Origin of the sequence: Streptomyces sp. NPDC093111, from assembly GCF_040683955.1 — a bacterium.
Taxonomy (GTDB): Bacteria; Actinomycetota; Actinomycetes; order Streptomycetales; family Streptomycetaceae; genus Streptomyces.
The window spans coordinates 209,698-234,265 of the sequence record NZ_JBFBNW010000012.1 but is presented as its reverse complement, the minus strand read 5'-3'; the positions used below and the strand labels follow the sequence as shown (position 1 = coordinate 234,265).

Sequence of the window (24,568 nt, the reverse complement as noted above, 5' to 3'; positions counted from 1 at the left end):
GAGCCGCTGAACCATGACCCTCCAGGACCTGATCAAGGACGTCACCACCCGCGACCTGACCGTGTTCGCCCGAGCCGTGCCGACGCCGGACGAGTGGACGCTCACCACGGGCGACAGCCCCGTCTTCCCCGCCCTCAAGCTCCAGAGCACCATGTGGGAGATCAAGGACTCCGGCCGCTACGTGAACGCGGCCAAGTTCCGGGCGTACGACGCCAGCGCGCCGCTCGCGACCCGCGAGGCGTGGGAGACCACCCGCAAGGGCGGCCTGCCGGTCATCTCGCAGAAGCTCACCGTCAGCGAGCAGGAGATCATCCTCGACGAGATGCAGCGCGGGGCGGACGCCGAGCGGCTGGTGAGTAACCTCTACTCGGACACCGAGCGGCACGCCGAGGCGACCAAGGGACGTATCGAGCTGGCGGCCGCCGACGTCCTCCTCGACGGCAAGCTGACGGTCAACGAGAACAACTACATCACCGAAGTCGACTTCGGCGTCCCGGCCGAGAACACGCCCACCGCGCCGAAGGTGTGGTCGGACCCGACCTCGGACCCCATCCGGGACGAGCTGGCCTGGCTCCAGTACCTCGAGGACATCGGCTCGCCGGAGCCCGAGTTCGCTCTCACCTCGCGCCGGGTGATCAACACCTGGGCGAGCAACGCGGCGTACCGTGCCGCGTACTACAACTCGGTCAACCCCTCGAACACGCCGACCAGCTCGCTGACCCCGAGCCAGGTCAACAGCGTGCGGGTCGAGTACGGCCTGCCGCCCGTCCGCATCTACAAGGGCCAGGTCCGCGTCGACGGCTCCTGGATCAAGCCGATCCCCGACGACCGGTACATCTACGTGCCGCCCCAGCGGCAGAAGTGGGCCAACGTGCAGTGGGGCCTCAACGCCGACAGCATCGTCCTGTCGTCTGGAAAGAACCCGGAGATCGAGAAGGAGGAGGCCCCGGGCATCGTCATCACCCGGGACGTGGACTCGGACCCGATCCGTATCTGGACCAAGGTCAACGCGTCCGCGATGCCCGTCATGCATGACCCGCGGGCCCACCTCGTGGCGAAGGTGCTGTGATGGGGCGCCGCCTGCATGCCGCCGTGCACCTGACGCACCCGGAGACCCACGAACCGGTGGTTCTCCTGCCGGGCGACGAGCCCGAGGAAGCGGTCGCCGCGCTGATCACCCACCCCGACGCCTGGGAGGACGGCCCCGAGCCGGACGCCGAGGAGGCGCCCCCCGAGCTGGAGGACCCGGACGCTCCGGCGAGCGGGGACCCTACGCCGGAGCCGGAGCCGGAGCCGGAGCCGGAGCCGGAGCCGGAGCCGGAGCCGGAGCCGGAGCCGGAGCCCAAGCGCCCGGCGCCGACCCGCCGGCGGAAGCCCACCGAGCCCGGCGCCTAAGTGCCTTCAGCGCCCTTTTCCCACCGTCCGCCCGCGCCGCAGCCGAGCGCGGGCGGATACCCGTACCCAGGGGAGTGCCCATGGACCCGATCCTCCTGGCCTGGCTGCGCGCGCAGCTCGGCACCACCACCGACGAACAGGACCTCGCCGCACGGTACACGCGCCTCGGCCGCGCCCGTGTCGTCGCCGCCGAAGTCCTCGCCGAACGCCGCGCCGCGCTGCTGGCCGAGCCGCTGCGCATGACTGTGGACGGCGTGGTCACTATCGACCAGAGCAACAACCTCGCGGGCCTCGAACGGCAGCTCGCCGGCCTCGCCGAGCTCATCGCCCCGGACGATCCGGCCGCGGGGGAGTCGAGCGTCGACCTCGTCACCGCACCGCTGGTCCCCCACAACCGGGGACGGTAGGGCGGTGCCGTACGAGTGGCCGCCGCTGACGCCAGGCGACCCGGACGAGATCGCGCGGCGGGTCGCCGCCGTGCTGGACGATGCCTGGCAGCGACTCGCCGACAAGCAGCGCGCCGTCCTCACCCAGCTCGCCGACAACCCGCGCGCCGGCCGCAGCGCGGCCATCTTGGAGGAGTTCAAGAAGGCGATCGTGGACTTCCGGCGCCGTGTGGACGAGGAGGCCCGGCAGTTCGTCCAGCGACAGCTCCCGCACCTCTATGAAGAAGGCGCGCGGGCCGCAGCCAAGGCCCTGGGTGCCGCCTTCACCTGGACCCTCTTTCACCGCGACGCCCTCCAGGCGCTCGCCTCCGACTCCTATGCCGACTTCCTGCGCCGCTCCCAGGAGGCCGATCGGATGGCCGTCCAGTTCTACAGGGCGGTGCGGGAGGCCGCCCGCCGGGAGGTACCGCTGCTGGCGGCGGGGAACGTGACGGCGAAGCAGGCCGCGTACAACCTCGCCCGGCGCCTCGCCGCCGAGCACAAGCTCACCCACGTCGTCTACCGCAACGGCGCCCGGGTGCCGGTACGGGCCTGGGCGGAGGCCGCCACCCTCACGAAGTCCGCCGTCGCCTACAACGCCGGCACCCTCAACCGGTCCCGCGAGGCCGGCGTCACCATGGTCGAGGTCTTCGACGGCCTGGACTGCGGATGGACCTCACACCAAGACCCGGACAAGGCCGCGAGGACACTGCGCACCGTGGAGGAGGCGGCGGAGTGGCCGATCAGCCACCCGCGCTGTCGTCGGGGCTTCGGCCCGAGGCCGGATGCTGAGGTCCCGTAGAAGTCCGGCTTTCACCGGAGCACGATCAGGCGCGGTCGGCCTGCCACTCGCGCTCCAGAATGGCGTGGACGACGGAGTCGCGCCATTGGCCACCCTTGTTGATGTGCTCGCGGATCGTTCCCTCTTCCACCATCCCGGCCGCGGCCATAGTGCGTGCGGAGGCGGTGTTGCCCGGCGCCCTGGCACCCCAGACGCGGTGCAGGTCCAGCTCTTCGAAGGCCAGACCCAGGAGAAGACGGACGGTTTCGAGGCCGTATCCGCGTCCCCAGACATCCGGGCGAAGGGCGAACCCCATGGTGGCCGCGCGGGGCTGGTGGGGGTCGTGAGCCAGTCGGCCGAAGCCGATCAGATCGTGCTCCGGGCCGATGACGGCCAAGGCGTACTCGCTTCGGGGGGTCTCCCGGGCGGAGTCGACGGAGCGTTGCACGATGCCGCGCACCTGGTCCTCGGTGCGCGGCTCGAACGAAAGGTGCTCCGTCGCTTCGGCGCTCCCGTAGATCGCGAGGACACCGTCCGCATCGTCGTGCTGGAGTTCACGGAGGCGAAGACGAGGTCCACTGCGCGATACGGGAGTCACCGGGGCACCTTATCGGGTTAGCTGGACCGGCCGGGGAGGAGGGCGGGCCGCTGCGGCGGGAAGGCGGCGATCTCCTCCTGCAGACTGCGCGCGGCGACGGACGTACGGGCGGGGCTGTACAGCAGGGCGTCTCGGACTCGCAGTGTGGAGACGACGATGCCGTTGTTGCGGAAGGGGGTGGACAGGTCGAGTACGGGGCGGATGGCCTCCGCCGCGCCCTCCACGTCACCGTTGTGGAGGCGCACCAGGGAGAGGTTGCAGCGGGCGCCGGCGAGGTCACCAAAGGCCCAGTCCGGGGCTTCCTCGTCGCTGAACTTGTGCACCGCCTCCTCCGCCTGCCGGGTCAGGACTTCGTTGCCGTGGCCGAGCAGTGCCTCCGCCTCCACGGTGTAGTAGAGCTGCTTGGCGAGGGAGTAGGTCAGCAGTCCGCCGAGCTCGTCAAGGTCGTCCGGGACGACGTGCTCACGCAGCTCGACGGCCTGCGCGATCGCCTGGAGCGCGTTCTCCTCGTCGCCCATGCGGGCGGCGGCACGGGCCTGGAGCCCCAGGAGCCAGGGCGTGACGGTTCCGCGCAGGCTGGCGGCGCTGTCCGCCCCCTTCCTGGCGTAGAAGAAGGCGTCGGTGGGCCGGTCGGCCCAGTACTCGATGAGGGACTGGAGGCCGTTGACCATGGCGATGAGGCCGGGGTGCTCGGCGTCCTTGGCGAAGGCAGCCGCCACGAGGCTCATCGTGCGCGCCTGATCGCGGTCTTCGAGGTCGTTGAACGCCTTGGCGACGAGGAAGCTCAGGACCGCGGCCATGACGTTGGTGTCCCGGAGCTGGGACGGTGTGAACCGCCTGGTGTCGATCAGGTGAAGCACTTCGTCGTGGGCGTTGAGGAGGTCTTCCCAGATCTCGCCAAGGGAGCGTCGGGGGTAGTCGCGGACCAGCCGCGCGACCTCGTCCTGAAGCAGCGGCAGGGAGGCGTCTCCCACTCGCAACTGGTCGTTGTCCAACAGGTACTTCCGTGCACGTCGGACTGCCATAGCGCCCGTCCTCCTCATGTCGCTCGGGGTCATGCCGGGGTTGGCATGGCCGAATACCGGTGACGTACCGGAGGCCGCGAGCGTGTGGAGGGGGTCTCCCTCCGGCACCTGCTGCCACAGCTCTTCGAAGGGTCTCTCCAGCATCGCCGCGATTACCGGGCGGAAGGCGTGCTGAGGACGTCGGTCCTGGTAGAGCCAGCCTTCGACTGTCTTGTCCGCCGGGGTGTCGTAGGGCCCGCCGCCGAGACCTGCCGCAGTACTCCGGTACCACTGCAGGAACGTCGTTGCGTTCCCAATACCCCGAGTCTCCAGCAGCTTTCGGAAGTACGTCGTCATCGTGCCTCCTCGGCGCGAGAGCCCAGTGCGTCACCAACGCCGACGGTAGAGCGAGCGATCTCTAACGGCATTGCAAAACAGAGTAGTTGGGCGAGTCCGAGGAATTCAGAGGGCGTTCCGAGGAATCTCCTCATCCGTTTGAGGCAGATCCGAGGGTGATCTTGGGGTAGATCCGGGCGGCCCAGCTCGCGAAGCTCTTACTCACAGCTCAGCCCCGGTCGCCTGCTGCAACGGGAGGTGCAACCGGGTGATCGATGCCATCCTCCGCCCGACCCGGCGATGACATGACGAGGCACAACACCCCCGTGTCAGCCGCTGGTCGAGTGGGTTCCCCCCTCGCACCGAGGAAGCCGAGGCCAGCGAAGTGATGCGCCAAAGCACCATCCCACGTTCGAGTCCGCCGAATCAGCAGGACGAGTCCACCGGACTTCACAGCTCGGAGATAGTCCCGATGGAGACCTCCGCTCTCGAGGTCGTGTTCCTTCCGGCGCCGAAACGCGTAGCAGACATGCGTCGGGCGACGGTGGCCTTCCTGCTGGCGGTGAACGCTCCGGAGCAGACGTCCGACAACGTGGTCCTGGTCGTGTCGGAACTGGTCACCAACGCGATCCGTCACGCCTGCGGGAAAGTTTCGCTTCGACTCTCGGCGGGGGGCGACTACGTGAAGGTGGTCGTGCTCGCCGAGAGCCGGGACCGAGCGGTGGTGACGGACGCCGGCCCGGACGACGAGGCCGGGCGCGGGATGCTCCTCGTAGATGCGGTCACGGACTCCTGGGGTTGCAGCACCGGGGAGACCTGGTGCCTCTTCCGGTACGGGGCGGGGCCAGCCGGGGCGGTGGCTGCATGAGTACCGCTTCCACCCGTATCCGCCTTTCGCCGGCTGAGTTCGCGGCGAGAGCGCGGCGTGCCATCGATGTGCTGGACACCCGCTTCTTGTGCGACGAGGACTTGGCGGACGACCTGGACGCGGTTCTCGGCGAGCCGACCGGGCCGGTGGGTCTCATCGGGCCGTGGTTGCGTCAGTGGAGGCCCAGGCTCTTACGGCGTGGTCCGTTCAAGCCGAGCGAGGCCATGGTGGCCGAGGTGGGCCGGGCCCTCACCCGTCTGGACCGAATGCTGGACCGGCTCGTCGTCATCGCGAAGAAGCGTGAGTGGGTGCCCCCGTATCCGAACTTGGCAGCGGTCATCGCCCGCGCCGTGGCCGTACGCGCTCAGCAGCCGCGCCCCGTAGGCGACTTTGCCCGCGACCGCGCGCACCTTCGGCGCCTGGCGATGTCGGCCGCCGACCTGCTCGGTCTCCTCACCGAGAATGGCGAGGAGGCTGTCCGGTGAAGCCGTCGCGTACCTACTGGTGCCACGTCGACGTGAGCACCGGCTTCCTCCCGCTGCCGGGCGGCCGGACGACGGTCAGTCCCCGGACCGCCGTCGAGTGGGTGCGTGAGGCCGCACGTGCGATCGGGCCGGAGCTCGACCGCGAGTCTTTTCACCGCGTGTGGGCGTGGCTGGGCGATCACCCCGCCGCGAGGGACGCTGTGGCCGCGCTGCACCGCGGCGAACCCTTCCACTTCTCGGTGACCGCCTCCAGCTGTCGCTGGATGTGGAGCGCCCACCCTGTCATCGAGCTTCCTCTTGCCGACCCTCGCGGATGTTTGCCGCTCGACCCGTCCCGAGTCTTACCGGTGACGCCAGTTCGGGAGCGGCGATCCGCAGGAGCTCTCTTCCTCCACGTCCCTGTCCCCGGAGCATTCGCATGACCACTACCCTCGCCGTTCACGGCGTGCAGCAGGACGAGTCGGTGAACCGTCGTCTTCGTGCGGCGCTCCGCGAGCTGCAGAAGACGGCCACCCGGTTCAGCGCCGGCCCCAGCACGCGGAGCGCGGAGTACCGCGCGGCGGTCTGGGCGCTGACGGAGCCGTGGCTGCCCCTGGCCGAGACGAAGCATCGGCTAGCCGCCGGGTCGCCGTCGGACCAGCACCGCTGGCAGCAGCTCATCACCGACGCGCGGCGCCTCGGGACGCAGGAGCCCGTCTCGACCTCGGCGGAGCCGCCCACCATCACCCGCGCCCTGGTGCGCGCACTGCTGGAGGCCGAACGCCCCGGTCCGAGCGTCGAGGAGATCGCGGATCGCCTGCGGAATCTGATCGCCGACGGGACCTATCCGCCCGGCACGTCGCTCTCGGCACTCCACCTGGCCGACGAGGCGGAGGCAGCGGGCACGCCGGCGCCGGTCGAACGTGTGCGGCTCGCTCTGCGCGACCTGACTGCCGAGGGCTCAACGGTTACCAACGGCGCCCGGCGCACTTGGGTCGCTGGCGGGGCCGCGCCCGTCGAACGCCCCGCACAGATAGCCGCCTGGATGCGCACCCTGATCCAGGCCCGCGTTTACCAGCCGCAGTGCCCCCTGCCCGCCCGCCTACTGCTGGCCCGCGACCTCCTCGCGACCACACGGGATACCAGCGCCGCCGTGCGCATCTTGGGCGAGGAGAAGGTCCTCAAGCGTTCCACGGCTTACCGTCCGGTCGTACGAGCCGACCTTCCCTTCCCCCTGGACCCAGGGCCTTTCGACCTCGGTGCCCGCGTGGAGCAGCTACGCGGCAAGGCGATCACCGGCATCACCTTCTCCTTCTCCGAAGTGCGGGCGACGTGCCAGCAGGTTCAGGTCTGGTGGCGGGCCCGGCACACCCCGCGCCCGGACGTCCTGGAGCGGATCTTCCGCACGCTGATCACGGCGGCTGCCTGCGCCATCCCCCGCGTGGTCGAGCTGTACCCGAACTCCCCGGACGCCGACGGGCGCACCGTCCTGCGCCGCACGGCGATCACGGCGTTGGCGGATCTCCCCGCAGACCCGCTGGAGCGCCTGTGGCGCACGGCCTGTCTGGCGACAGCGGTCCTCCAGGTCCTAGTCCTGGTCGAGACCGCATTACGCCACTTCGCCCCGCGCTCCCGCACACCGCTCAGCCTCACCCTCGGAGCATCATGACCACCGCGACCACCGCCCTCGCCGCCGAGGACGACTCCCTTGCCCCGCCGACGATCTTGCGACTGCGCTCCGCGCTGCTCCGTGTCCGTCACGTGGCGAAAGACCTCCCCTACCGCTCGACCTCGCAGATCGAGCAGGACCGCGAGAAGGTCTGGGCCCTGGTGGAGCCCTGGGTCCCGCTGGCCGAGACCCGCCTCCAGCAGGCCGCCGATTCGCCGTCGGATCGTACGCGCTGGCAGGAGTGCATCGCCGGCGTGCAGCGCCCGGGCGCCGAGGGCGTCCCCGTCCCACGGCTGGTGAACCTTGGCAACGCCGCGATCTGTCTGCTGCACGCCTTGATCGAGGCGGAGGCGGCGGGGCCGGGCGTCAAGGTGATCACCGACTACGTCCGGACGGCGATCACCACCGGTAGGTACCTGCCCGGCACACGGTTGGGACCGGGACGGGTCGCCGACGAGCTCGCCCTCGGCCGCTCCAGCCTCATCCGTGTCGAACTGGCATTCCAGGACCTGTGCGGCGAGGGGCTGGTCACCTTCTCCTCGCCCGGGAAGTGGTGGGTCACCGTACACGACCGGCCCGTCCAGATCGCCGCCCTCCTGCGCACCCTGATTCGGGCTGGCGTCTACCCGCCGGAGACGCACCTGCCCTCGCTCGTTCCCCTGGCGCGCGCCCTGGTCTCCTCCGCGCCCGACGTTTCGGCGGCGCTGCGCACCTTGCAGGAGGAAGGGGCGGTGATCCGGGGGTCCTGGGTCCGTCCGACCGTGCATCCCGCACCGCCCTTCCGCGTGCAGCCTCCGTGCGACCCCGACGTACTGGTCGACCGGCTGCGTGATGTCGTGGCGCCCGATGCCGACCTCAGCCCCTTCGGCATCCGGATGGCGTGCAAGCAGGCCCAGGGCTGGTGGAGGGCACGCATCTCTCCCGAGCCCACGGTCCTGGAGCACACCCGCCGCTGTCTGACCGCCGCCACCGTGCACCTGATCGAACAGGGACCGGATGACCGTGAGGCGCACACCCGGCTTCGCCGCGCCGCCACCCTCGTGCTCGCCGGCACCTCTTCGGACTACCTGTGGCGAACCGCCTGCCTGGCCGTCGTCGTCCTCGAAATCCTTGACTCCACGGGCGGCGGCGCATGACCACCACGTCCTTGTCTCACTCCCGGACCATCCTGATCACGCACGATGCGCGCCGTCCGGACATCGCCGAGGAACTGATCGTCCGCGCCGCGAGGGCCGATGAGCACTGGTCCCGCCTGGTGCGCGGGCGGCTCTCCGACGCAGAGATCGGAAGGGGCCGCCAGGCCGACTTCGCGAACGCCGAGGTCCTGCGGCAGATCACCGACGCCCACGGCTGGCCGGGGTGGGCGTTCGTCGGCGAGGCGGGAGCGCGCGCCGCGTGGCGGATCGCGCTCCGGGCGGACAACCAGCCCCCGTACCAGCGGCACGCCGAGCGACTGATGTACCGGGCCGTCCGGCTGAGCGAAGCATCGGTCCGGCAGTGGGCCCACCTTCACGATCGCTGCGACCTCCAGCGCGGCGCCGCCCAGGTCTACGGCACCCAGTACCGCAACGGACCCGCCGGTCCGGAGCGGGAACCCGTGTGCGACCCGAACGCTCTTGATGCCCGCCGCGCCGAGGTCGGCCTGCCGCCGGCCGATAGCGCGTTGGAAGACCTGAGGCGCCGCCTTGCGACCGGGCTCCAAGCCGACGAGGCGACCGTCGAGCTCATGAGTGTGGGGTGACCAGTGGCCATGACCAAGATGACTGACACGCACCGCCGAGATGACCGCGACCACCTGACCCGGTGCTGCCACACCGCGCCCCGACCGGCGCGGTCCCAGTGACTGGGGCCTCTCTCCCGGGCGAGAGGGAGGCGGCGCGCTTGGGCGCGCCCCGGCCGCAACTTCGTGGGGGAGGACGCGGTCGGCCCGCTTAAACCCGCTGCCGGACCTGGACTAAGGCTCGGCAACGGAAGGCCGTGTGCGAGGGGCCTGAGCCGCCCCCCGCGCACGGCACCACCAGTACGGGAGGGGAGGGAAGCGGGTGAGTGCGGCACACGAGGCCAAGCGGCTTCGTCAGGAACGAGGAGGACGTCCGTCCTGGAGGTACAAGGCGCTGCCGGTGATCAGAGCCTCGCGTACGAGCCGGAGGCGAGCGGCCTGGGCCGCACCGAGCAGCGGCTCCCACTCCTCCACGCTGCGCAACTCCCACGCGTCGTGTTCGTCGGACAGCGTGACCGAGAAGCCCCTGCGGTCGACGCATGGTCCCCGGAACAGGAATTGGGCGTACGGATCGAGTCCTTCCGGCCGGTACCAGTCCACCCCGAGTAGTCCCGGAGGGCCGTTGAGCTGGTGTCCGGTTTCCTCGACCACTTCACGAACTGCGGCTTGCCACGGGTCCTGACCGTGCTCGACGGTCCCGCCGGGGAGTTGCCACGAGTCCTCGTAAGTGGCGTGAAGCAGCAGCAACCGGAACTCGGCGTCGTAGAAGACGACTCCCGCGGCTGACGTACTGCGCGCCATCGAACCCAACCACTCCTCATAGGTCGGCTGTTGTGCCGTCATGTCGCTCCACTCTCCCGCCTGATCCGACACCTGTCGTTCCGAGCCTGCCACGGCCGACGCCGAAATCACCGGCGGGCCGTCTCTGAGTTGAAGGAGTTCATCGTGGAATCCCAGTACGACGTCGTGATAGCCGGCGCCGGGCCCGCGGGCTTAGCCTGCGCGCAGACGCTCCAGGAGCGTGCGCCCCACCTGCGCGTGCTCCTCCTGGAAGCGGGACGAGCCTTCCGCCGGCGGCCCTGCCCGGTCGACCGCGGACTGCGGTGCACGGGGTGCGGCGGAGTGTGCAACGTGATCTCCGGCTTCGGCGGGAGCATGCACTACGGTGACGGCGCGAAGCTCAGTCTCCTGCCCTCAGGACGCAGGCTGATCACTCACTTCGGAGAGCAGACCGCGCAGAGCCTGTGCGCGGAGGCGTACGCCTGGCTCACCTCCGGTCTCTCGCAGCCGCCGGCCCTGGCCGGACAGGGCCTGTCCGAGCGGGCCGTGTCCTCGTTCAACGACTTCGGCCTCTCCATCCGCCAGTACCCGGTCGCCGTCGTCGGCGAGCGCGACCTCGAACGGATCATCGAGACCTGCCACGACGGACTGCGCGCCGAGTGCCAGCACATGAGTGAGCTCACGGACGCCCAGCCACACCGCGACGGCGGGATGACGGTCACGGTGAGAACGCATCACGGCGTTGAGCAGGTGCACGCCGGCCACGTCGTGCTCGCCACCGGGCGCCGGGGGGTGACGGCCACCTCGGCGCTGCTGCGGCGGCTCGGTGTGCCGATGACACCGCCGGACCTGTCCGTGGGGGTCCGGTTCGAGATGGACGCGCGTCTGCTCGCCGAGATCGGTGCCGAGCACCCCGACTTGAAGATCAGCCAGCGGGACACGGCCGTCACCAACAAGGTGAAGACCTTCTGCTTCTGCGGCGGACCCAACGGTGGCAGGCTCAAGTTCACGCACTACCACTCCGCCTTCGGCCCCGCGGTGATCACGCTGGACGGACACGAGACGACTGATCGCCTCGCCTCGGACCGGCCGCTCGCGGCGAACTTCGGCCTCTTGTGCCAGGTCCAGGGACGGGGCAACGCCGCGCAGGCCCAGGAGTCGTTCCTCGACACCTACCGCAAGCTCTCGGACGGCCGTCCGTTCACCCAGACCCTGGGCAGCTTCCTGAACCGGTCCCCGGAGGCGACGCCCTGGTCCGAGCTGGAAGGGAGCCTCCCCTACCAGCCGTCCGTCCTCGACCTGACCACTGGCCCCGTCCACGAGCTGTTCACCCCGCAAGAGCACGCGAGCCTGACCGCGGGGCTCGACCGCGTCCTGGGATCGATCCTCAAGCACGCAGGCCACGAGGCCTCCCTCCACGACCTGGCCGACCAGGTCCTCGTCGTCGCCCCGGAACTGGAGTTCGTCTGGGAACAGCCCGCGCTCGACGCCGGCTGCCAGGTGCCGGGCCTTCCGGTGTACGTCGTCGGGGACTCGGCGGGAATCGCCCAGGGCATCGTCCAGGGGGCGATGATGGGTATGGCGGCCGCCCGAACGATCGCCGCCGGACAGCCGGCCATCTCCGTCGGAGCGGACCGGTGAAGCGCGCGGCCGGGACCCCGGACAGCCTGTACCCGCCGGGCGCACTCGCCCTGCCGGTGAACCCCGCCCTTCCGGCGCCGCGTCTGGCGGCGGCACCCGCCGAGCGGACCAACGAGGGGCACTACCGGGACTACTACGGCTCCAACGTCCGGGCGGAATACACCGTGGACGGCTGTGCCGATCGGGTCGCCGTCATCGACAAGGCATGGCCTCACACCCTGCCCGACATCATGCTCCTGGTCGCCAGCGACCGGGGCCGGCGGACCAGCGTGGGGGACACCCCCGACGCGGTGCTGGCCGCTCTGCTCACGGGCGCCGTGACGTACATCAACCACGTCTCCGACCCTGAGACGGCGCGGGCCTTCGGTCTCGACGGCGGACAGCTCACCATCGGCTGGAACCATGACCGGACGCTCGACCGGGACAACGGCCAGTGGTGGGACAAGGCGATGCACTGGCACCTCAACCTGTACTCCAGGCAGGTCCGTACGACAGTGCGGCCGGTTCCACTGGGGGAGATCACGGACGTGGAGCTCCGGCGGTCGCTGGTCGACCCCGTCGCCTACCTCTCGCAGCACGTCGTACGCGACGCCCTCAGGAGCTTCGCGCTGCCCACAGGGTGCAGACTCCTTCCGATCAGCTCGCACCGTGACGCCGTTCGGCGGCTTCCGGTCGGCTTCAAACTGCAACTGCCCGGGTGGCCCTTCCTCTCCACTTCGGAGTGCCGACACCTCCTGCGTGCCCTTCACCAGGCGACCGAGCACGCTTACCGGCAGGTGCGGCACGCGTTCACCGGTACTTCGGACCCCGCGCCCCCGTGGACCCGGCCGACGCTCCTCGCGCCCGATCAAGTCGGCGAACAGCTGAAGCGCCTGACATGGCTCTCGCCGGTCTCCCGCAACGCGCTGATGCGGTTGAGAGGTGTGCTGCGCGACGTCACCAACCGGGAACTGCACCTGCTGCGAGAGCGCCGTTCGTTCGCCAACCGGTGCATGACCCTGGCCGACCTCAGTTACAACATCACGCTGTTTACCCCGAGCCTGGTCAGCCCCGGCCTGCCCGAGTCCCGCCCGGTCTTCCTCGTGATGCAGTGCAAGCTGTTCAGCTACGTGGGACACGCCCCCGCCGTCGGCGACGCCGTCGCCTCCGTCATCGACCGGCACCACGGGCCCGTGATGGACCACGCCCTCCTCGCTCGCCGTCGCGCCTTCCAGGACGCCTACCTCACCTGTCTGGGCACCGTCCTGCCCAGCCTTTCCGCCGCTCCGGAGGTAACCCGGTGATCGACCCCGAAGTCCTCGACTTCTACAACCTCGGCCTTGAGCAGGAACGCCTTCAAGACCCCCGCCGCTCGGTGGAACTCCGGCGCACCCTCGACATCCTCGCCCGCCACCTGCCCCAGCCGCCGGCCACGGTCCTGGACATCGGCGGCGGCCCCGGGGCCTACGCCCTGCCCCTGACCCAGGAGGGCTACCGCGTGACCCTGATCGACCCGGTTCCGCTGCACATCGAGCAGGCCAACCGCGCTTCCGCACGGCAGGACCGGGCACTGCACCGCGCTCTCCAGGGGGACGCGCGGTGCCTGCCCGTAGAAGAGCAGCACGACGCGGTCCTCCTGCTCGGACCGCTCTACCACCTCACCAGCGAAGAGGACCGGGCGCGTGCCTGGCAGGAGGCCCACCGCTGCCTCCGTCCCGGAGGAGTGGTCATCGCCGTCGCGGTGTCCCGCTTCTACGCCGGCTGGCAGGCCCTTGCGGCGAACTACATGCCGCTGCCCGGAGTCGCTGAGGGACTGGCGAACCAGATGGCCACCGGGGAGTACCGCAACCCGAGCGGCGACGAACGGCTCTGGACCACGGCCTACTTCCACACCCCCGACGAACTCGCCGCCGAGGCCCGTGCCGCTGGGCTCACCGTGCGGTCGCTCATCGCCGTGGAGGGCCCGGCCAAGCTCCTCGGAGACATCGCAGACCGCATGGCCGATCCCGAGCGTCGGCAGCACGTTCTTGATGTCCAGCGGCAGATCGAGGAGGAGCGCAGCATCCTGGGCATGTCGCAGCACATCGTCGTTGTTGCCCAGCGAGCGGAGACCCCATGAGCCCCGAGTACGCCGACGCCAACGCCTTACTCATCGCTGTCTCGCAATGGCTCGACGGCACACCGGCCAACCAGGCCCGCGACCCCGAAGCCCTCCTGTGGGGCCGTGTCGCCAAGGTGGGGGAAGAGGCCGGGGAGGTGATCGCTGCACTCGTCGGAGCCCTCGGCCACAACCCGCGTAAGGGCGTCCACGACACCATGCAGCACGTCGAGTACGAACTGCTCGACGTCGCAATGACCGCGCTGTGCGCAGTGGCGCATCTCCGCTCCCATCGGAGCGGGACGCCGGACCTCTTCGATCTCCTCCGGCAGCACATACGCACGGTGCACGAACGCTCCGGGGCCTCTGCCGAAGCGCCCCAGGAAACCGAATAACCGAAACGAATCTCCGCAAGTCGGCTGTGCTACCTGCACAGTTAGAGGGATCAGGGTCCCGGTCGGTAACCTGCCGACGGTCGGCAGCCTGCCGCCTGGGGCCCTCTTCCCCAGCCGACATACGGACACGGGAAGTGAACATGCGGAACATCGCGGTCTTCGGCGCCGGGTACATCGGCCTTGTGACCGGTGCGTGCCTCGCGGAACTGGGGCACACGGTCGTCGTCCGGGACATCCAGCCGGAACGCGTCGCCGCCCTCCGCCGGGGGGAGGTGCCGATCTACGAGCCGGGCCTCGGAGAGCTGATGAAGGCCAACGCCGACCGGCTGAGCTTCAGCTTGGAGGCGGGAGAAGCACTGGAGCACGCCGAAGTCGCATACGTGTGCGTGGACACGCCGCCCACGCCCTCCGGCGACGCCGACCTCTCTCGCGTCTGGTCCGTCATCGAGGACCTGAAGACCGCTCCGCGCCTGGCGGCCGTCGTTATGAAATCGACTGTCCCCGTCGGCACCGGTGACCAGGTACGCGCCGCGCTCGACGCGGCAGGTCTCGATCACCTCGGATACGCCTCGAACCCGGAGTTCACCGCCGAAGGGCGAGCCGTCCGGGACTTCATGAACCCCGACCGCATCGTGGTCGGCGCCTCCGACCCCGCCACCGCCCACCTGATCTCCGACCTGCACAAGGGCGTTGCCGGACCGGTCGAGACGATGAGCATCGCCTCCGCCGAGATGGTCAAGCTCGCGTCGAACGCCCTCCTCGCCACGAAGATCACGTTCATCAACGAGATCGCGGCCGTGTGCGAAGCGACCGGAGCCGATGTCGAGGAAGTCGCCGCCGCGGTCGGGATGGACCACAGACTCGGCCCTCACTTTCTCAAGGCCGGTCTCGGCTACGGCGGAAGCTGCTTCCCCAAGGACTCCCGCGCCCTGCGTGCGATGGCGTTCAACACCGGCCTGCCGATCCAGCTCCTCACCACAGTCATCGAAGTCAACGACCTCCAGCCCAGGCGGGCCATCGCCCGTCTCAAGGAAGAACTCGGCGGCCTCCGGGGGCGCCGGATCGCTCTGCTGGGCCTCACCTTCAAAGCCGGCACCGACGACATGCGAGAAGCCCCGAGCACGATCATCGCCTCCCGGCTCGTGTCCGAAGGAGCCGAACTCACCGGCTGGGACCCGATGGCCCATCTGCGCGATGAAGCCCCGTGGAACCGGCTGGAGCGTGCCGAGACCGTGATCGAAGCGGTCGCCGGCTGCGACGCCGCGGTGATCGTGACGGAGTGGCCCATGCTGACGGAGGTCGACTGGGCATCGGCGGCATCGACCATGAGGACCCCCTTCCTCTTCGACGGCCGCAACCTCCTCGACCCGCAACTTCTTCAGAAGTGCGGCTTCACCTACATGAGCGTCGGACGAGCAACCGTCCGGCCCGAATAAGCCATGCGGTAGGGGCACAAGAGTTCGGGTGCTCGCCACTGCGACTACGCTCAAACACATGAGCGTCCCTACTGAAGGGCTGACTCTGGGGGCCGTCAGCGCGATCGTCGAGAAGAAGATTCTCACCAGCAAGATCAGGATCTACCGGCCTGGCGAGCCGGTGTTCAACCCCGACACAGGGCAGTACGAGCCAGGCCCGCCCGTCACCGTGTACGAAGGGCCAGGAGCCTTCTTCCCCGTGGGCGGACCGTCCGTCGTCCTGCACCTCGCGGGGCAGGCGTACGTGGACGACACGCCATCCCGGTATCGACTGCTGACGCCCCTGTCGGCGCCAGTGGCTTCCCGCGAGGACACCGTAACCGTGGTGGAAGCCGAGGACGAAGCCGCCATCGGGCGGACCTGGCGGGTGGTCGACCTCGGGGAGACCTCCACGCTGAGTATCGTTCGTACAACGTGGGTGGACCAGAACACCCAGACGGCCGGGGCCGTGACGTGAGCACGGCGATCGATCCGGAGGAAGTGCGCAGGGAGCTGGAGGCCAAGCTCCTGCTGGACACGGTCCGGGTTACCCGTCCCACCGGCACCCCCGTGCTTGACCCGGAGACGGGCCTCCTCGGCGACGTGCCAGCGGTCGTCGTCTACGAGGGGCCTGGCGCGCTGCTTTCCGGCCACGGGCAGGTGACGGCGGAGGGCATCGTCGGTCGCCAATGGCTCGACGACACCGTCTCCTGGTACCGCCTACTGACACCCCTCAGCGCACCCGTCCCCGCACGCTACGACCGCGTCGAGGTCGTCCTCGCGCACTCCGACGAAGCGGCAACTGGCGGTCGGCTGTGGCAAGTTCTCGACCCATCGGAGGCGTCAACCGTGGAACTCGTACGGGTCACGCGGCTCGACGAGATCACGCCGCCGTCCTGAGCGATTCGGGGTGTCCGCGAACCGTCCTACGCTCGATGCATGGAGATCACGGACACCCCACCCGCAGACATACGGCAGGTCGAGATCACGGCAGCCGGCGGTGAAGCATCGCTCCTGGTAGACGGATCTGACTGCTCGAACCTCGTCTCCGGCTTCACGATCCACCACCGCTCTGGAGAACCAGCCGAGCTGGTCGTCCAGCTCGCACCGGGGACGACCGCCGCGACCTTCGACGGCGAAGCCCGGGTCTTCGTCGGCGTCCCGTATGAGCCGGGACCGGCCGCCGCCCACTTCCTGTCGGCCATCGACGCCGGACTACTGGAGAAGGCGGCGCTCGCCCGGCCCGACATCAGCGGCCCTCACGGCTTCACGGCTGCCGTCCTCGCACAGCTGAAGCAGTGGGCGAACGGCGAGTTCGACCAGGTGAAGGAGACCGATGGCTTCCTCTCGTAACCGGGGCGCCCGAGCAGACTCGAACGCCGCTCAGATTGCCGCCCAGCTGAACGGCCGCGCGGCAGCAGCCCTCCCGGCGGTCAGCTCCGTCGTCCAGCACTACGCGATGCTGCTGGAGACCAGGATCAAGGCCCACGCCAGCGGCCGACCCGGCCCAAACGCGCCGACCGGCGACTACCGGCGGTCCTGGACCCACGAGTTCACCGCCACCGGACTCACGGCCGAGGCGGTCGTCGGCACCAACAAGCCCCAAGCCCGCCGACTCGAGTACGGATACGTCGGCCCGGACAGTCTCGGCCGCATCTTCCAGCAGCCTCCGTACCCCCACATGGGTCCGGCAGTCGAAGAGATCCGCCCCAGCTTTCTCGCCGCAGTCGGAGCGGCGGTGGGGGACTGATGCCCGTATCCGGACGCATCCTCAGCCTCGCCGTCCAGAGCATGCTGGCCGGCGCAACTGGCCGGTCCTGTGGGTACGGAGCTGCGCCCACGGCAAGCAGTCTCCCCACCGGAACGACCACTCCGTACAGCGTGCTCTACCCGATTGGCTCCACCAGCGACGGTCCTCCTTTCGGGGACATGAGCGCGGACGCCCGGATCCTCTACCAGGTCACGTCCGTGGCGACGACGGCTGAGCAAGCAGAGTGGATGGCCGACAAGGTTCGCGCGGCCTTTATGGCCCGAACAGAAAAGGGCCCCACGTACCCCATCGCCGCGACCGGGTACGTGGTCATGTCCCGCGAGGTGGACAAGGAGGAAGGCGTCACCGTCGCAAGCGGCGTATACAGTTATGTCCAGCGGTTCGCGCTTGAGGTCACCACCCTCGCCTGACCGCACACCTCACCGCGGAGGCCCATCGCGGACGCCCGACCCACCGGTACGGGCCGACTCCCAGCAACACCTGTTGGGGACGGGCCTGCCGCAATCCCGGGGCCGTCGTCCCCGGAGAGTGAGAGTCGCGTGGCCACCACGCAGCAGCGTTTCATGCGCCGAGGCACGACCCTCTTCTACTTCCTGAAGGAGATCGCCTCCGACGACAACATCCCGACCCGCGCCGAGTTCGCCCCCGGCAACGCGACCAACCTGTCGGACACCATCTCCGACGTCGAGGGCTGGTCGCTGGAGAACACGCCCATCGACACGCCGGACATGGGCAGCACCTTCGCCACGACGATCCCGGGGGAGGACAAGGCCGACAACTCCTCGATCACCTTCTACGAGGACAAGGTCAGCGACACCGTCGAGACTCTCCTCTCCAAGGGCGTCACGGGGTACATCGCGATCATGCGCAAGGGCGACGTGGTCGCCTCGAAGTCGCTCGACGTGTTCCCCATCCGGGTCGGCAGCCGCAGCCCTTCCTACTCGACCGCCTCCGAGCCCGCCAAGTTCAAGGTGACCTTCGGCATCACCGAGGAGCCGACGCTCGACGCCGCAGTCCCGGCGAAGACCGTCTGACGGGGGGTGCCGCATGTCCAACATGAGCAATCCCGCACCGCCGGCCGCCGCCGTGGCCCGGGACCCGCACTGGTCCGCCAAGATGGCCCGCCTCAAGGCCCGGAAGCTCCCGGAGCGGAGCCTACGCCTATGCGACGACGACGAGGCGAAGCAGGCCGCCACCGACGCCGCACTCAGCCTGGCGAAGGCGCGTACCGCTGCCCGAGCCGCTTCCATCGAGCAGGGAGTCAGCGAAGCCGACCGCGAGAAGTGGGTGACGGCCCACCCGGAGGTGGTCGCCGCGCAGCTCCGACTCGACGACGCCGAGCAGGCGCTGACGGAGGCGACCGACGTTCTCACGTTCCGGGCTCTCCCGCGGCCCGTCTGGGAGCAGCTGCTGCGCGACCACGCGCCGACCGAGGCACAGGCCGACCAGGGCATGGAGTACAACGTCGAGTCCTACCCCGCCGCGCTCGTCGCCGCGTGTCACATCGAGCGTGACGAGACGGGCACCGAGGTGCCCGGAATGAGCGAGGAGGACGCGCAGGAACTCCTCGACAGCTGGCCGGACTCGGAGGCGAAGGCGCTCTTCACCACAGCCCTCTTGGTCAACCAGACGATCAGGGCCGACCTGGGAAAAGGCTGATCGCCGACCCTGCGTTCCGCGCAGAGATGGAGGTCTGTGCCTCGTACGGCATCCCGCACAGCCGCTTCACCGGCGCAGGAGACGGGCGGTGGTCGGCGCTCGACCGCGCGAAGGCCGTCGCCTACCTCGCCTACTCGCGGACGGTGTGCGACTCGTGCGGGACGAGGCCGGATGAGTGGGACGAGCACGTGGGCGGCGACCGCTTCGCGTACGTCACCGAGACGCACCGGTGCATCGGCTGCGAGCTGATCGCCATGGAGCAGGAGCAGGTTCCGGAGGGTCCGGAGGGTCGTGGGGTGAAGGTCGGGCTTCGGCCCAGGAAGAAGGCTTAGCCAGTGGCTGGGGCCTACACCCTCTACGTCCACGTTCAGGCCGGCGTCACGGGCCTGGTCGGCGGTCTGCGCACGGCTGCGGGACAGGTCAACGCATTCGGCGGCCAGATCCGTCGCCTCGACAGCGACCTGAACCAGCTCGCGGGAAGGTCGGAGCAGACCCGCCGGACCATGGCCGTGGGCTTCGCCGTGATGGGCGCCGCCCTTGGCGGGGCCTTCGTTCTCGGCGTCCGGGGCGCCATCGAGCTTGAGAAGCAGATGGCGAACGTGATGACGATCTCCAAGGAGATCAACAACACCAACATCGGCGCCTTCACGGACCAGATCGTCGAGCTGAGCACCCAGCTTCCGCAGTCCGCCTCCCAGCTTGCTGAGGGCCTGTACCAGGTCGTCTCCACGGGCTTCGACGGCGCGGACGCGATGACGATCCTCCGGGTCGCTGCCCGAGGTGCAGCCGCTGGCCTGACCACGACGGAGACTTCGGCACGGGCCCTGCTCGGCGTCCTGAAGGCGTATGGGATGGACGCCTCACAGGCCGGCGACGTCATGGACGTCATGTTCCAGACCGTGAACTACGGCGTCATCTCGTTCGACGAGCTCGCGCAGCAGCTCGGCGACGTCGTGCCGATGGCGGCCGCCGCCGGCGTCCAGTTCGACGACATCAGCTCCGCGCTCGCCGCCGTCACCCTCACCGGCATCCCTGCGGCCGAGGCGGTCACCGCGCTCAACATGCTGATGACGAGGATGATGAAGCCAGGCCGTGAGCTGGTCGACATGATCAAGGGCTTCGGCTACGAGTCGGCCGCAGCCGCCCTGGAGCAGGACGGCCTGTACGTCGTTATGGAGAAGGTCCGCACCGCCACGGGCGGCTCGGCCGATCAGCTTGTGCCGTTGCTGAAGGACATCCGGGCAGTGCGCGCCGCGCTCGCCCTGTCGGCCGCTGAGGGCAGGAACTACCAGGACACCTACGCAGGCATCAGCATCGAGGTCGAGCGCGCCGGAGCGACCCAGAAGGCGTACGCGATCCAGCTCGACACGACCGCCGGGCAGTGGTCGCTGTTCCAGAATCAGGCCCAGGCGCTCGGCATCTCCATGGCGCGAGCTCTGCTCCCTGCCTTGGAGAGCGTGGGGGAGGTCCTGAACATCGTGGCCGGGTCGATCAACGACCTTCCCGGCCCCGTGAAGTCCCTCTTGGGCGGGATCCTTGCCCTCTCCGCCGCGGTGCTCTTGGCGAAGGCCGCCTTTCTCCGCTTCGGGACCCAGCTCACCGTCTTCCGTACGCAGCTGGCCGCCGCGCGGGCTGGTGGGTCTGCTCTGCCCGCGGTCCTCACGGGCGCCGGCATGGCCGTGGCCGGCCTGACGACTCTCATGGCCATCGGGGTCGGCGTGTACGCCGCCTACTCCGCCAGCAAGCAGAAGGCCAAGGCCGCGACCGAGGAACTGGTCGACGCGCTGCGCCGCGAGCGTGAGGAAGGGGAGCAGGGAGCAGGCCTGCGTGCACTCACCGAGCAGCTCACCAGCAGCGGTGACCTGGACAAGCTGAAGGACGCCGGTCTGAGCGTGGAGGAGGCCATCGACGCCCTCACTTCGGGTGGGGCGAAGCTCCAGAGCCTCAAGGACGAGCTCGACTTCGGCAAGCTGATGTCGTGGGAGAAGACGAGCACCGGGTGGATGTACGACGTCCGCTTCGACCGGGCCAAGAAGGTCTTGGAACAGCAGCACGAGGTCTGGTCGAACGCGGTCAAGAAGGAGAACGAACTCGCCGCCTCCATGGCGATCGTCAACAACAAGATCACGGCCAACCGGCAGCAGATGCTTGGCGCCTGGGAGCTCACGCAGTCGCTCCCGACCGACAAGAACGGCTCCCCGAAGTTCACCGAACAGATGGAGGCGATGGGCAAGGCTCTCGGCTCGATCGTTGACCCGGCCAAGGCGTGGAAGGCCGCGCAGGACAAGGTCGCCGAGGCGAACCGGAAGGCGGGCCTGTCCGCCGACGCGTCCAAGGCCTCTCTCTCGGACTACGTGGAGGAGCTGAACAAGCAGCTCAAGGCACAGCGAGAGTTCCAGAAGAACCTGGGCGAGCTGGCGGCGGACGGCCGCCTCGATCTGGCTGACCACTTTGCAGCCCTCGGCTCCGACTCGGCGCCCCTCCTTGGGGAGCTCGTCGGGCAGCTCAAGAAGGGCAAGGGCGACGTTGCCGACGAGCTGGAGAAGATCATCCAGGAGTCGTCCGCACGGGCGACGCCGGCGTTCCGTGCCGGGCTGGAGCAGCTTCCCGCGATCTCGGCGAAGTACGGCAAGAAGGTCGCTGACGCGTGGGCCGACGCGTCGGCCACCAACGACCCGGGAAAGTTCGCGAAGGTCATGCAGGACATGGTCGTCGCCGACATGGGGAAGGCCGCCAAGAAACTCCCCAAGGCCGCCGCCGCGCAGATGGAACAGGGCATGAGCGTCCTGGCAGACGTCTCCGAGAAGTACGGCAAGGAAGCATCCACGTCGCTGGCACAGTCGTTCCTCAAAGGCGACATCGAGAGCATCCGCTCTCAGCTCGGCTACCTGTACGGCGCGGACATGCCCATCGACGCACCGGACCTCTCGGCCGTCGTAGCAGCATTCCGTACGGCAGGCGGCCAGTCGTCCTCCGAGTGGCTCGGCATGCTCAGCCTGATCGTGTCTGTCTCTCAGACGAAGGGATCCGAGGCGGCGAGCGCCCTGACCTCGGCGCTGCTCTCGGGCGATATGGCAGCCGTGCAGGCGCAGCTCGACGAGATCGGGGCTTCGGTCGGCCGGATCCCCGGCCAGAAGACGATCACCGTCAGCGTGAACAAGCCGGCCAGCGTGACGATCCCCTTCTTCGCGAAGATCCAGGCCAGCGCGTGGGACAAGGATGGCAACGGCGTCCCTGACGGCATTCAAGCGCCGGTGAAGCAGGCCAACGGCGGGCTGCTCGACTTCTACGCAGACGGCGGCGTGCGCAGTCCGCGCGAGGACCACACCGCACAGATCGCGCCGGCGGGCGCATGGCGTGTGTGGGCGGAGCCGGAGACGCAGGGCGAGGCTTACATTCCTCTGGCCGGGGCGAAGAGGGAACGTTCCAAGCGCGTCCTGGAGGAGGTGGCCCGTCGCTTCGGTGGCGAGGTCAACTACTACGCCGACGGCGGGCTGAGCGGCTTCACCTACCGCCCTGCCACCCCCGCGACGCTCTTCTCGCTGTCAGGAATCGCCACCGAATCGCGAGACAAGAAGGGCAACTTCAGCCTCAAGGCCTTCGCCAAAAAGCTGGACGCCTCGATCGCCACCGCCAAGCAGTGGCGCAAGGACCTTGACACCATCGCCCGCCGTGCCGGCCGTGATGTGGCCGACGCGCTGGAAGAGATGGGCGAGGAGGGGATAGCTCTCACACGGAAGATGGCGAGCGGAAGCTCCGGTTACCTCCTGGCGATGGCGAAGAACATCAGGGAGCTGGAGGCCGCCTCCAAGGCGAGTCTGGGGGAGTTCACCGGCCAGCTGCGGAAGGCCGTCCAGGACCAGGTCGCCTTCGAGCAGAACCTCGCAATGCTGGCGGCGAAGGGCTTCGGCGACCTGGCCGTCCGTCTGGCACGTCAAGGAGACCAGGACGCAGCCGACTTGGCAGTCGAGGCGGTGAAGAACCCGAAGAAGGCGAAGGCGGCGAACGACACCGCGCGCGCCGCGAACCGGACCCTGCCCGAGGAAGACCTCCCCGACCTGATCGCGATCATCGGGGCGGTCAAGAGCAAGACGACCGGGCTGCACGCTGTGGCCGAGACAACAGGCCTCGGCGAGGACCAGATCATCGAGATTGCCAACCGTGCCCTCGACCGCCTGAAGAAAGCCCTGGGATCTAAGGGGAGCAAGTTCTTCTCCGACCTGAACCGGGCCACCCGGGGCCTGTCGTACGCCAACGGCGGCATCCTCACGCCTGGCCTCTACGCCACCTCCAACGGGCTCGTCAGGTTCGCCGAGCCCGAGACGGCGGGCGAAGCGTTCATCCCGTTGGGCGCAGGCAAGCGCACCGGCGCGCTCGCCGTCCTCCACGATGTTGCCTCCCGATTCGGGATGCGCCTGTCCACCGCCGCGGCGCCGCCGTCCGCGACGCGGCTTGTCGACGCGCGCCCAGCTACCGCGATCAAGGTCACTGTCGTCCAGCAGCAGCCGAAGGCCCTGGTGGGATCGATGCCGATCACCGTCCATGGTCGGGACACGTCCCCGCAGGAACTGTCAGGGGAGATCATGCGGCGGCTACGCAACGCCCAGCGCGGAGGGCGAATCTGATGATGTCGCTTGCCTACTGGCAGATCGACTTCGCCGGCGTACTCGTCGGTCGCGACACCCCAGTACCCGTATCGAACGTGGAAGGTCTCGGAGCTGCCGAGCTGCGCACACAGGATGTGCTGAACCCCACCGACGACGGGGCATTTCCCGGAGTGGATCTGTACGCACCGCGTACGGTCCGGATCGAGGCGGCCATCCGGACTCCGGGCGACCCGGCCGCCGCTCTGGACAAGCTGGCTGAGATCGAGGCCGTCGCTGCGGATGCGAAGGTCCGGCGTACGGCCGGAGCCCTCGCGCAGTTGCGCTTGCGCTGGCCTGGCCGCGAGACCAAGGTCCTCTTCGGACGCATCCGGCGAGCCGAAGCGGTCTCCACCGCCCAAGCCATCCACGGATGGATTCCCCTGGACCTGGAATTCACCGCCCTCGACCCGCGGATGCACGGCGACTCGATTTCAAGCATCACCCTGCCTCTGGACATCAGCCACAGCGGCGGAGGCTTCCGCGCCCCGATCGTGGCACCCATCACCACCGGCATCGCAACCCCTGAGACCAGGCCCGGGTGGGTCATCAACGTGGGCAACGCCGGCGCCTGGCCGTCCATCAGGATCACCGGGCCCGTCGTCAACCCGCGGATCGTGCACGTGGAGAGCGGCCGCGTACTTGAGCTGGCCGTCACCCTCGGTTTCGGCGAGCGCATCGACGTCGAGACCCGCCCTGGTACGCGCTGGGTGTTGCGCAACGGCTCGGGCAACGCAGCAACGGCGCTGTCGAGTGCGTCTCGCCTTGACCTCTTCCAGATCCCGCCGGGCCGCAGCGAGATCCGCTGGACCGCGACCGACTACACGAACTCTTCCCGGCTGGCCGTCTCGTGGCGGCCAGCGTGGACAGCCCTGTAAGGAGACCCGC

The 24,568-nt window shown here is 69.1% G+C and carries 27 protein-coding genes; 24 read left to right on the top strand and 3 right to left on the bottom strand.

The genetic code is table 11. The annotated features are described in order from the left end of the window. The first annotated feature begins 13 nt into the window (after positions 1–13). The 4 genes from AB0Q96_RS22655 (at position 14) to AB0Q96_RS22640 (ending at position 2,622) form a co-directional block, all read left to right on the top strand. Positions 14–1,069: a major capsid protein gene (locus AB0Q96_RS22655; protein WP_365328142.1), complete on the top strand. Its 1,056-nt coding sequence runs from the start codon at positions 14–16 to the stop codon at positions 1,067–1,069. Beyond that, the gene (locus AB0Q96_RS22650) at positions 1,069–1,395 is read left to right on the top strand and encodes a hypothetical protein (RefSeq protein WP_365328140.1); all 327 of its coding nucleotides are present in this window, start codon (positions 1,069–1,071) and stop codon (positions 1,393–1,395) included. The genes AB0Q96_RS22655 and AB0Q96_RS22650 overlap by 1 nt, the downstream gene beginning before the upstream one ends. A gap of 80 nt (positions 1,396–1,475) precedes the next feature. After that, positions 1,476–1,802 (top strand): hypothetical protein, encoded by a 327-nt coding sequence (locus AB0Q96_RS22645; RefSeq protein ID WP_365328138.1) that lies wholly within the window; start codon positions 1,476–1,478, stop codon positions 1,800–1,802. A 4-nt stretch (positions 1,803–1,806) separates the two neighbouring features. Beyond that, complete coding sequence (locus AB0Q96_RS22640) at positions 1,807–2,622, top strand: hypothetical protein (protein ID WP_365328136.1); 816 nt, start codon at positions 1,807–1,809, stop codon at positions 2,620–2,622. A gap of 25 nt (positions 2,623–2,647) precedes the next feature. On the opposite strand, the gene AB0Q96_RS22635 is transcribed toward AB0Q96_RS22640, so the two are convergent. Together AB0Q96_RS22635 and AB0Q96_RS22630 are read right to left on the bottom strand one after the other, a co-directional pair. Further along, a complete protein-coding gene (locus tag AB0Q96_RS22635) occupies positions 2,648–3,199 on the bottom strand; it encodes a GNAT family N-acetyltransferase (RefSeq protein WP_365328134.1) in 552 nt (183 codons plus the stop codon). Positions 3,200–3,216: 17 nt separating this feature from the next. Further along, positions 3,217–4,224: a hypothetical protein gene (locus AB0Q96_RS22630; RefSeq protein ID WP_365328132.1), complete on the bottom strand. Its 1,008-nt coding sequence runs from the start codon at positions 4,222–4,224 to the stop codon at positions 3,217–3,219. Positions 4,225–5,011: 787 nt separating this feature from the next. Here AB0Q96_RS22630 and AB0Q96_RS22625 point away from each other — a divergent pair. From AB0Q96_RS22625 to AB0Q96_RS22605, 5 genes are all read left to right on the top strand, one after another. Then, a complete protein-coding gene (locus AB0Q96_RS22625) occupies positions 5,012–5,407 on the top strand; it encodes an ATP-binding protein (protein ID WP_365328130.1) in 396 nt (131 codons plus the stop codon). Beyond that, on the top strand, positions 5,404–5,892 hold the full coding sequence (locus AB0Q96_RS22620) for a hypothetical protein (protein WP_365328128.1): 489 nt from the start codon (positions 5,404–5,406) through the stop codon (positions 5,890–5,892). Before AB0Q96_RS22625 ends, AB0Q96_RS22620 begins: the two co-directional genes overlap by 4 nt. Before the next feature lie 418 nt (positions 5,893–6,310). Continuing rightward, positions 6,311–7,540 (top strand): hypothetical protein, encoded by a 1,230-nt coding sequence (locus tag AB0Q96_RS22615; RefSeq protein WP_365328126.1) that lies wholly within the window; start codon positions 6,311–6,313, stop codon positions 7,538–7,540. Beyond that, on the top strand, positions 7,537–8,676 hold the full coding sequence (locus AB0Q96_RS22610) for a GntR family transcriptional regulator (RefSeq protein ID WP_365328124.1): 1,140 nt from the start codon (positions 7,537–7,539) through the stop codon (positions 8,674–8,676). The genes AB0Q96_RS22615 and AB0Q96_RS22610 overlap by 4 nt, the downstream gene beginning before the upstream one ends. Further along, the gene (locus AB0Q96_RS22605) at positions 8,673–9,281 is read left to right on the top strand and encodes a DUF6624 domain-containing protein (RefSeq protein WP_365328122.1); all 609 of its coding nucleotides are present in this window, start codon (positions 8,673–8,675) and stop codon (positions 9,279–9,281) included. Before AB0Q96_RS22610 ends, AB0Q96_RS22605 begins: the two co-directional genes overlap by 4 nt. Before the next feature lie 333 nt (positions 9,282–9,614). Here the strand turns inward: AB0Q96_RS22605 and AB0Q96_RS22600 are convergent, their stop codons facing one another. After that, positions 9,615–10,103, bottom strand: coding sequence for an NUDIX hydrolase (locus tag AB0Q96_RS22600; protein ID WP_365328119.1), 489 nt, complete (start codon positions 10,101–10,103; stop codon positions 9,615–9,617). Here AB0Q96_RS22600 and AB0Q96_RS22595 point away from each other — a divergent pair. The 15 genes from AB0Q96_RS22595 to AB0Q96_RS22525 all read left to right on the top strand — a co-directional run bounded on the left by AB0Q96_RS22595 (position 10,092) and on the right by AB0Q96_RS22525 (position 24,558). Further along, entirely contained in the window at positions 10,092–11,681 is a 1,590-nt protein-coding gene (locus AB0Q96_RS22595; RefSeq protein WP_365328117.1) for a DNA polymerase subunit beta, read from the top strand. The genes AB0Q96_RS22600 and AB0Q96_RS22595 overlap by 12 nt on opposite strands. Beyond that, positions 11,678–12,964, top strand: coding sequence for a hypothetical protein (locus tag AB0Q96_RS22590; RefSeq protein ID WP_365328114.1), 1,287 nt, complete (start codon positions 11,678–11,680; stop codon positions 12,962–12,964). Before AB0Q96_RS22595 ends, AB0Q96_RS22590 begins: the two co-directional genes overlap by 4 nt. Further along, complete coding sequence (locus AB0Q96_RS22585) at positions 12,961–13,779, top strand: class I SAM-dependent methyltransferase (RefSeq protein ID WP_365328112.1); 819 nt, start codon at positions 12,961–12,963, stop codon at positions 13,777–13,779. Before AB0Q96_RS22590 ends, AB0Q96_RS22585 begins: the two co-directional genes overlap by 4 nt. Continuing rightward, positions 13,776–14,153, top strand: coding sequence for a MazG-like family protein (locus tag AB0Q96_RS22580; protein WP_365328110.1), 378 nt, complete (start codon positions 13,776–13,778; stop codon positions 14,151–14,153). The genes AB0Q96_RS22585 and AB0Q96_RS22580 overlap by 4 nt, the downstream gene beginning before the upstream one ends. A 140-nt stretch (positions 14,154–14,293) precedes the next feature. After that, positions 14,294–15,589, top strand: a complete 1,296-nt coding sequence (locus tag AB0Q96_RS22575) for a UDP-glucose/GDP-mannose dehydrogenase family protein (RefSeq protein ID WP_365328108.1) — start codon at positions 14,294–14,296, stop codon at positions 15,587–15,589. A 58-nt stretch (positions 15,590–15,647) separates the two neighbouring features. Then, positions 15,648–16,085 (top strand): DUF6093 family protein, encoded by a 438-nt coding sequence (locus AB0Q96_RS22570; RefSeq protein WP_365328106.1) that lies wholly within the window; start codon positions 15,648–15,650, stop codon positions 16,083–16,085. Then, positions 16,082–16,507 carry a DUF6093 family protein gene (locus AB0Q96_RS22565; protein WP_365328104.1) on the top strand — a complete coding sequence of 142 codons (426 nt, stop codon included), beginning with the start codon at positions 16,082–16,084 and terminating at the stop codon, positions 16,505–16,507. The genes AB0Q96_RS22570 and AB0Q96_RS22565 overlap by 4 nt, the downstream gene beginning before the upstream one ends. A gap of 39 nt (positions 16,508–16,546) precedes the next feature. Continuing rightward, positions 16,547–16,960: a hypothetical protein gene (locus AB0Q96_RS22560; protein WP_365328102.1), complete on the top strand. Its 414-nt coding sequence runs from the start codon at positions 16,547–16,549 to the stop codon at positions 16,958–16,960. Continuing rightward, on the top strand, positions 16,944–17,357 hold the full coding sequence (locus AB0Q96_RS22555; protein ID WP_365328100.1) for an HK97 gp10 family phage protein: 414 nt from the start codon (positions 16,944–16,946) through the stop codon (positions 17,355–17,357). The genes AB0Q96_RS22560 and AB0Q96_RS22555 overlap by 17 nt, the downstream gene beginning before the upstream one ends. 179 nt (positions 17,358–17,536) lie before the next feature. Continuing rightward, complete coding sequence (locus AB0Q96_RS22550) at positions 17,537–17,788, top strand: hypothetical protein (protein WP_365328098.1); 252 nt, start codon at positions 17,537–17,539, stop codon at positions 17,786–17,788. Between the two features lie 129 nt (positions 17,789–17,917). Continuing rightward, a complete protein-coding gene (locus tag AB0Q96_RS22545; protein WP_365328096.1) occupies positions 17,918–18,412 on the top strand; it encodes a hypothetical protein in 495 nt (164 codons plus the stop codon). A 22-nt stretch (positions 18,413–18,434) separates the two neighbouring features. Next, a complete protein-coding gene (locus tag AB0Q96_RS22540; RefSeq protein WP_365328094.1) occupies positions 18,435–19,037 on the top strand; it encodes a hypothetical protein in 603 nt (200 codons plus the stop codon). 26 nt (positions 19,038–19,063) lie between these two features. Further along, entirely contained in the window at positions 19,064–19,369 is a 306-nt protein-coding gene (locus tag AB0Q96_RS22535; protein ID WP_365328092.1) for a hypothetical protein, read from the top strand. Positions 19,370–19,372: 3 nt separating this feature from the next. Beyond that, positions 19,373–23,662: a phage tail tape measure protein gene (locus tag AB0Q96_RS22530; protein ID WP_365328090.1), complete on the top strand. Its 4,290-nt coding sequence runs from the start codon at positions 19,373–19,375 to the stop codon at positions 23,660–23,662. Then, the gene (locus tag AB0Q96_RS22525; protein WP_365328088.1) at positions 23,662–24,558 is read left to right on the top strand and encodes a hypothetical protein; all 897 of its coding nucleotides are present in this window, start codon (positions 23,662–23,664) and stop codon (positions 24,556–24,558) included. Before AB0Q96_RS22530 ends, AB0Q96_RS22525 begins: the two co-directional genes overlap by 1 nt. Positions 24,559–24,568 lie beyond the last annotated feature (10 nt).

Bases quoted from the DNA above. Each gene is read 5' to 3' on its own strand.
- AB0Q96_RS22605 (WP_365328122.1), top strand. From the start codon at position 8,673: ATGACCACCACGTCCTTGTCTCACTCCCGGACCATCCTGATCACGCAC.
- AB0Q96_RS22540 (WP_365328094.1), top strand. From the start codon at position 18,435: ATGAGCAATCCCGCACCGCCGGCCGCCGCCGTGGCCCGGGACCCGCAC.
- AB0Q96_RS22630 (WP_365328132.1), bottom strand. From the start codon at position 4,224: ATGGCAGTCCGACGTGCACGGAAGTACCTGTTGGACAACGACCAGTTG.
- AB0Q96_RS22655 (WP_365328142.1), top strand. From the start codon at position 14: ATGACCCTCCAGGACCTGATCAAGGACGTCACCACCCGCGACCTGACC.
- AB0Q96_RS22615 (WP_365328126.1), top strand. From the start codon at position 6,311: ATGACCACTACCCTCGCCGTTCACGGCGTGCAGCAGGACGAGTCGGTG.
- AB0Q96_RS22580 (WP_365328110.1), top strand. From the start codon at position 13,776: ATGAGCCCCGAGTACGCCGACGCCAACGCCTTACTCATCGCTGTCTCG.
- AB0Q96_RS22645 (WP_365328138.1), top strand. From the start codon at position 1,476: ATGGACCCGATCCTCCTGGCCTGGCTGCGCGCGCAGCTCGGCACCACC.
- AB0Q96_RS22555 (WP_365328100.1), top strand. From the start codon at position 16,944: ATGGCTTCCTCTCGTAACCGGGGCGCCCGAGCAGACTCGAACGCCGCT.
- AB0Q96_RS22620 (WP_365328128.1), top strand. From the start codon at position 5,404: ATGAGTACCGCTTCCACCCGTATCCGCCTTTCGCCGGCTGAGTTCGCG.
- AB0Q96_RS22535 (WP_365328092.1), top strand. From the start codon at position 19,064: ATGGAGGTCTGTGCCTCGTACGGCATCCCGCACAGCCGCTTCACCGGC.
- AB0Q96_RS22560 (WP_365328102.1), top strand. From the start codon at position 16,547: ATGGAGATCACGGACACCCCACCCGCAGACATACGGCAGGTCGAGATC.
- AB0Q96_RS22525 (WP_365328088.1), top strand. From the start codon at position 23,662: ATGATGTCGCTTGCCTACTGGCAGATCGACTTCGCCGGCGTACTCGTC.
- AB0Q96_RS22550 (WP_365328098.1), top strand. From the start codon at position 17,537: ATGAGCGCGGACGCCCGGATCCTCTACCAGGTCACGTCCGTGGCGACG.
- AB0Q96_RS22650 (WP_365328140.1), top strand. From the start codon at position 1,069: ATGGGGCGCCGCCTGCATGCCGCCGTGCACCTGACGCACCCGGAGACC.
- AB0Q96_RS22610 (WP_365328124.1), top strand. From the start codon at position 7,537: ATGACCACCGCGACCACCGCCCTCGCCGCCGAGGACGACTCCCTTGCC.
- AB0Q96_RS22600 (WP_365328119.1), bottom strand. From the start codon at position 10,103: ATGACGGCACAACAGCCGACCTATGAGGAGTGGTTGGGTTCGATGGCG.
- AB0Q96_RS22575 (WP_365328108.1), top strand. From the start codon at position 14,294: ATGCGGAACATCGCGGTCTTCGGCGCCGGGTACATCGGCCTTGTGACC.
- AB0Q96_RS22570 (WP_365328106.1), top strand. From the start codon at position 15,648: ATGAGCGTCCCTACTGAAGGGCTGACTCTGGGGGCCGTCAGCGCGATC.
- AB0Q96_RS22625 (WP_365328130.1), top strand. From the start codon at position 5,012: ATGGAGACCTCCGCTCTCGAGGTCGTGTTCCTTCCGGCGCCGAAACGC.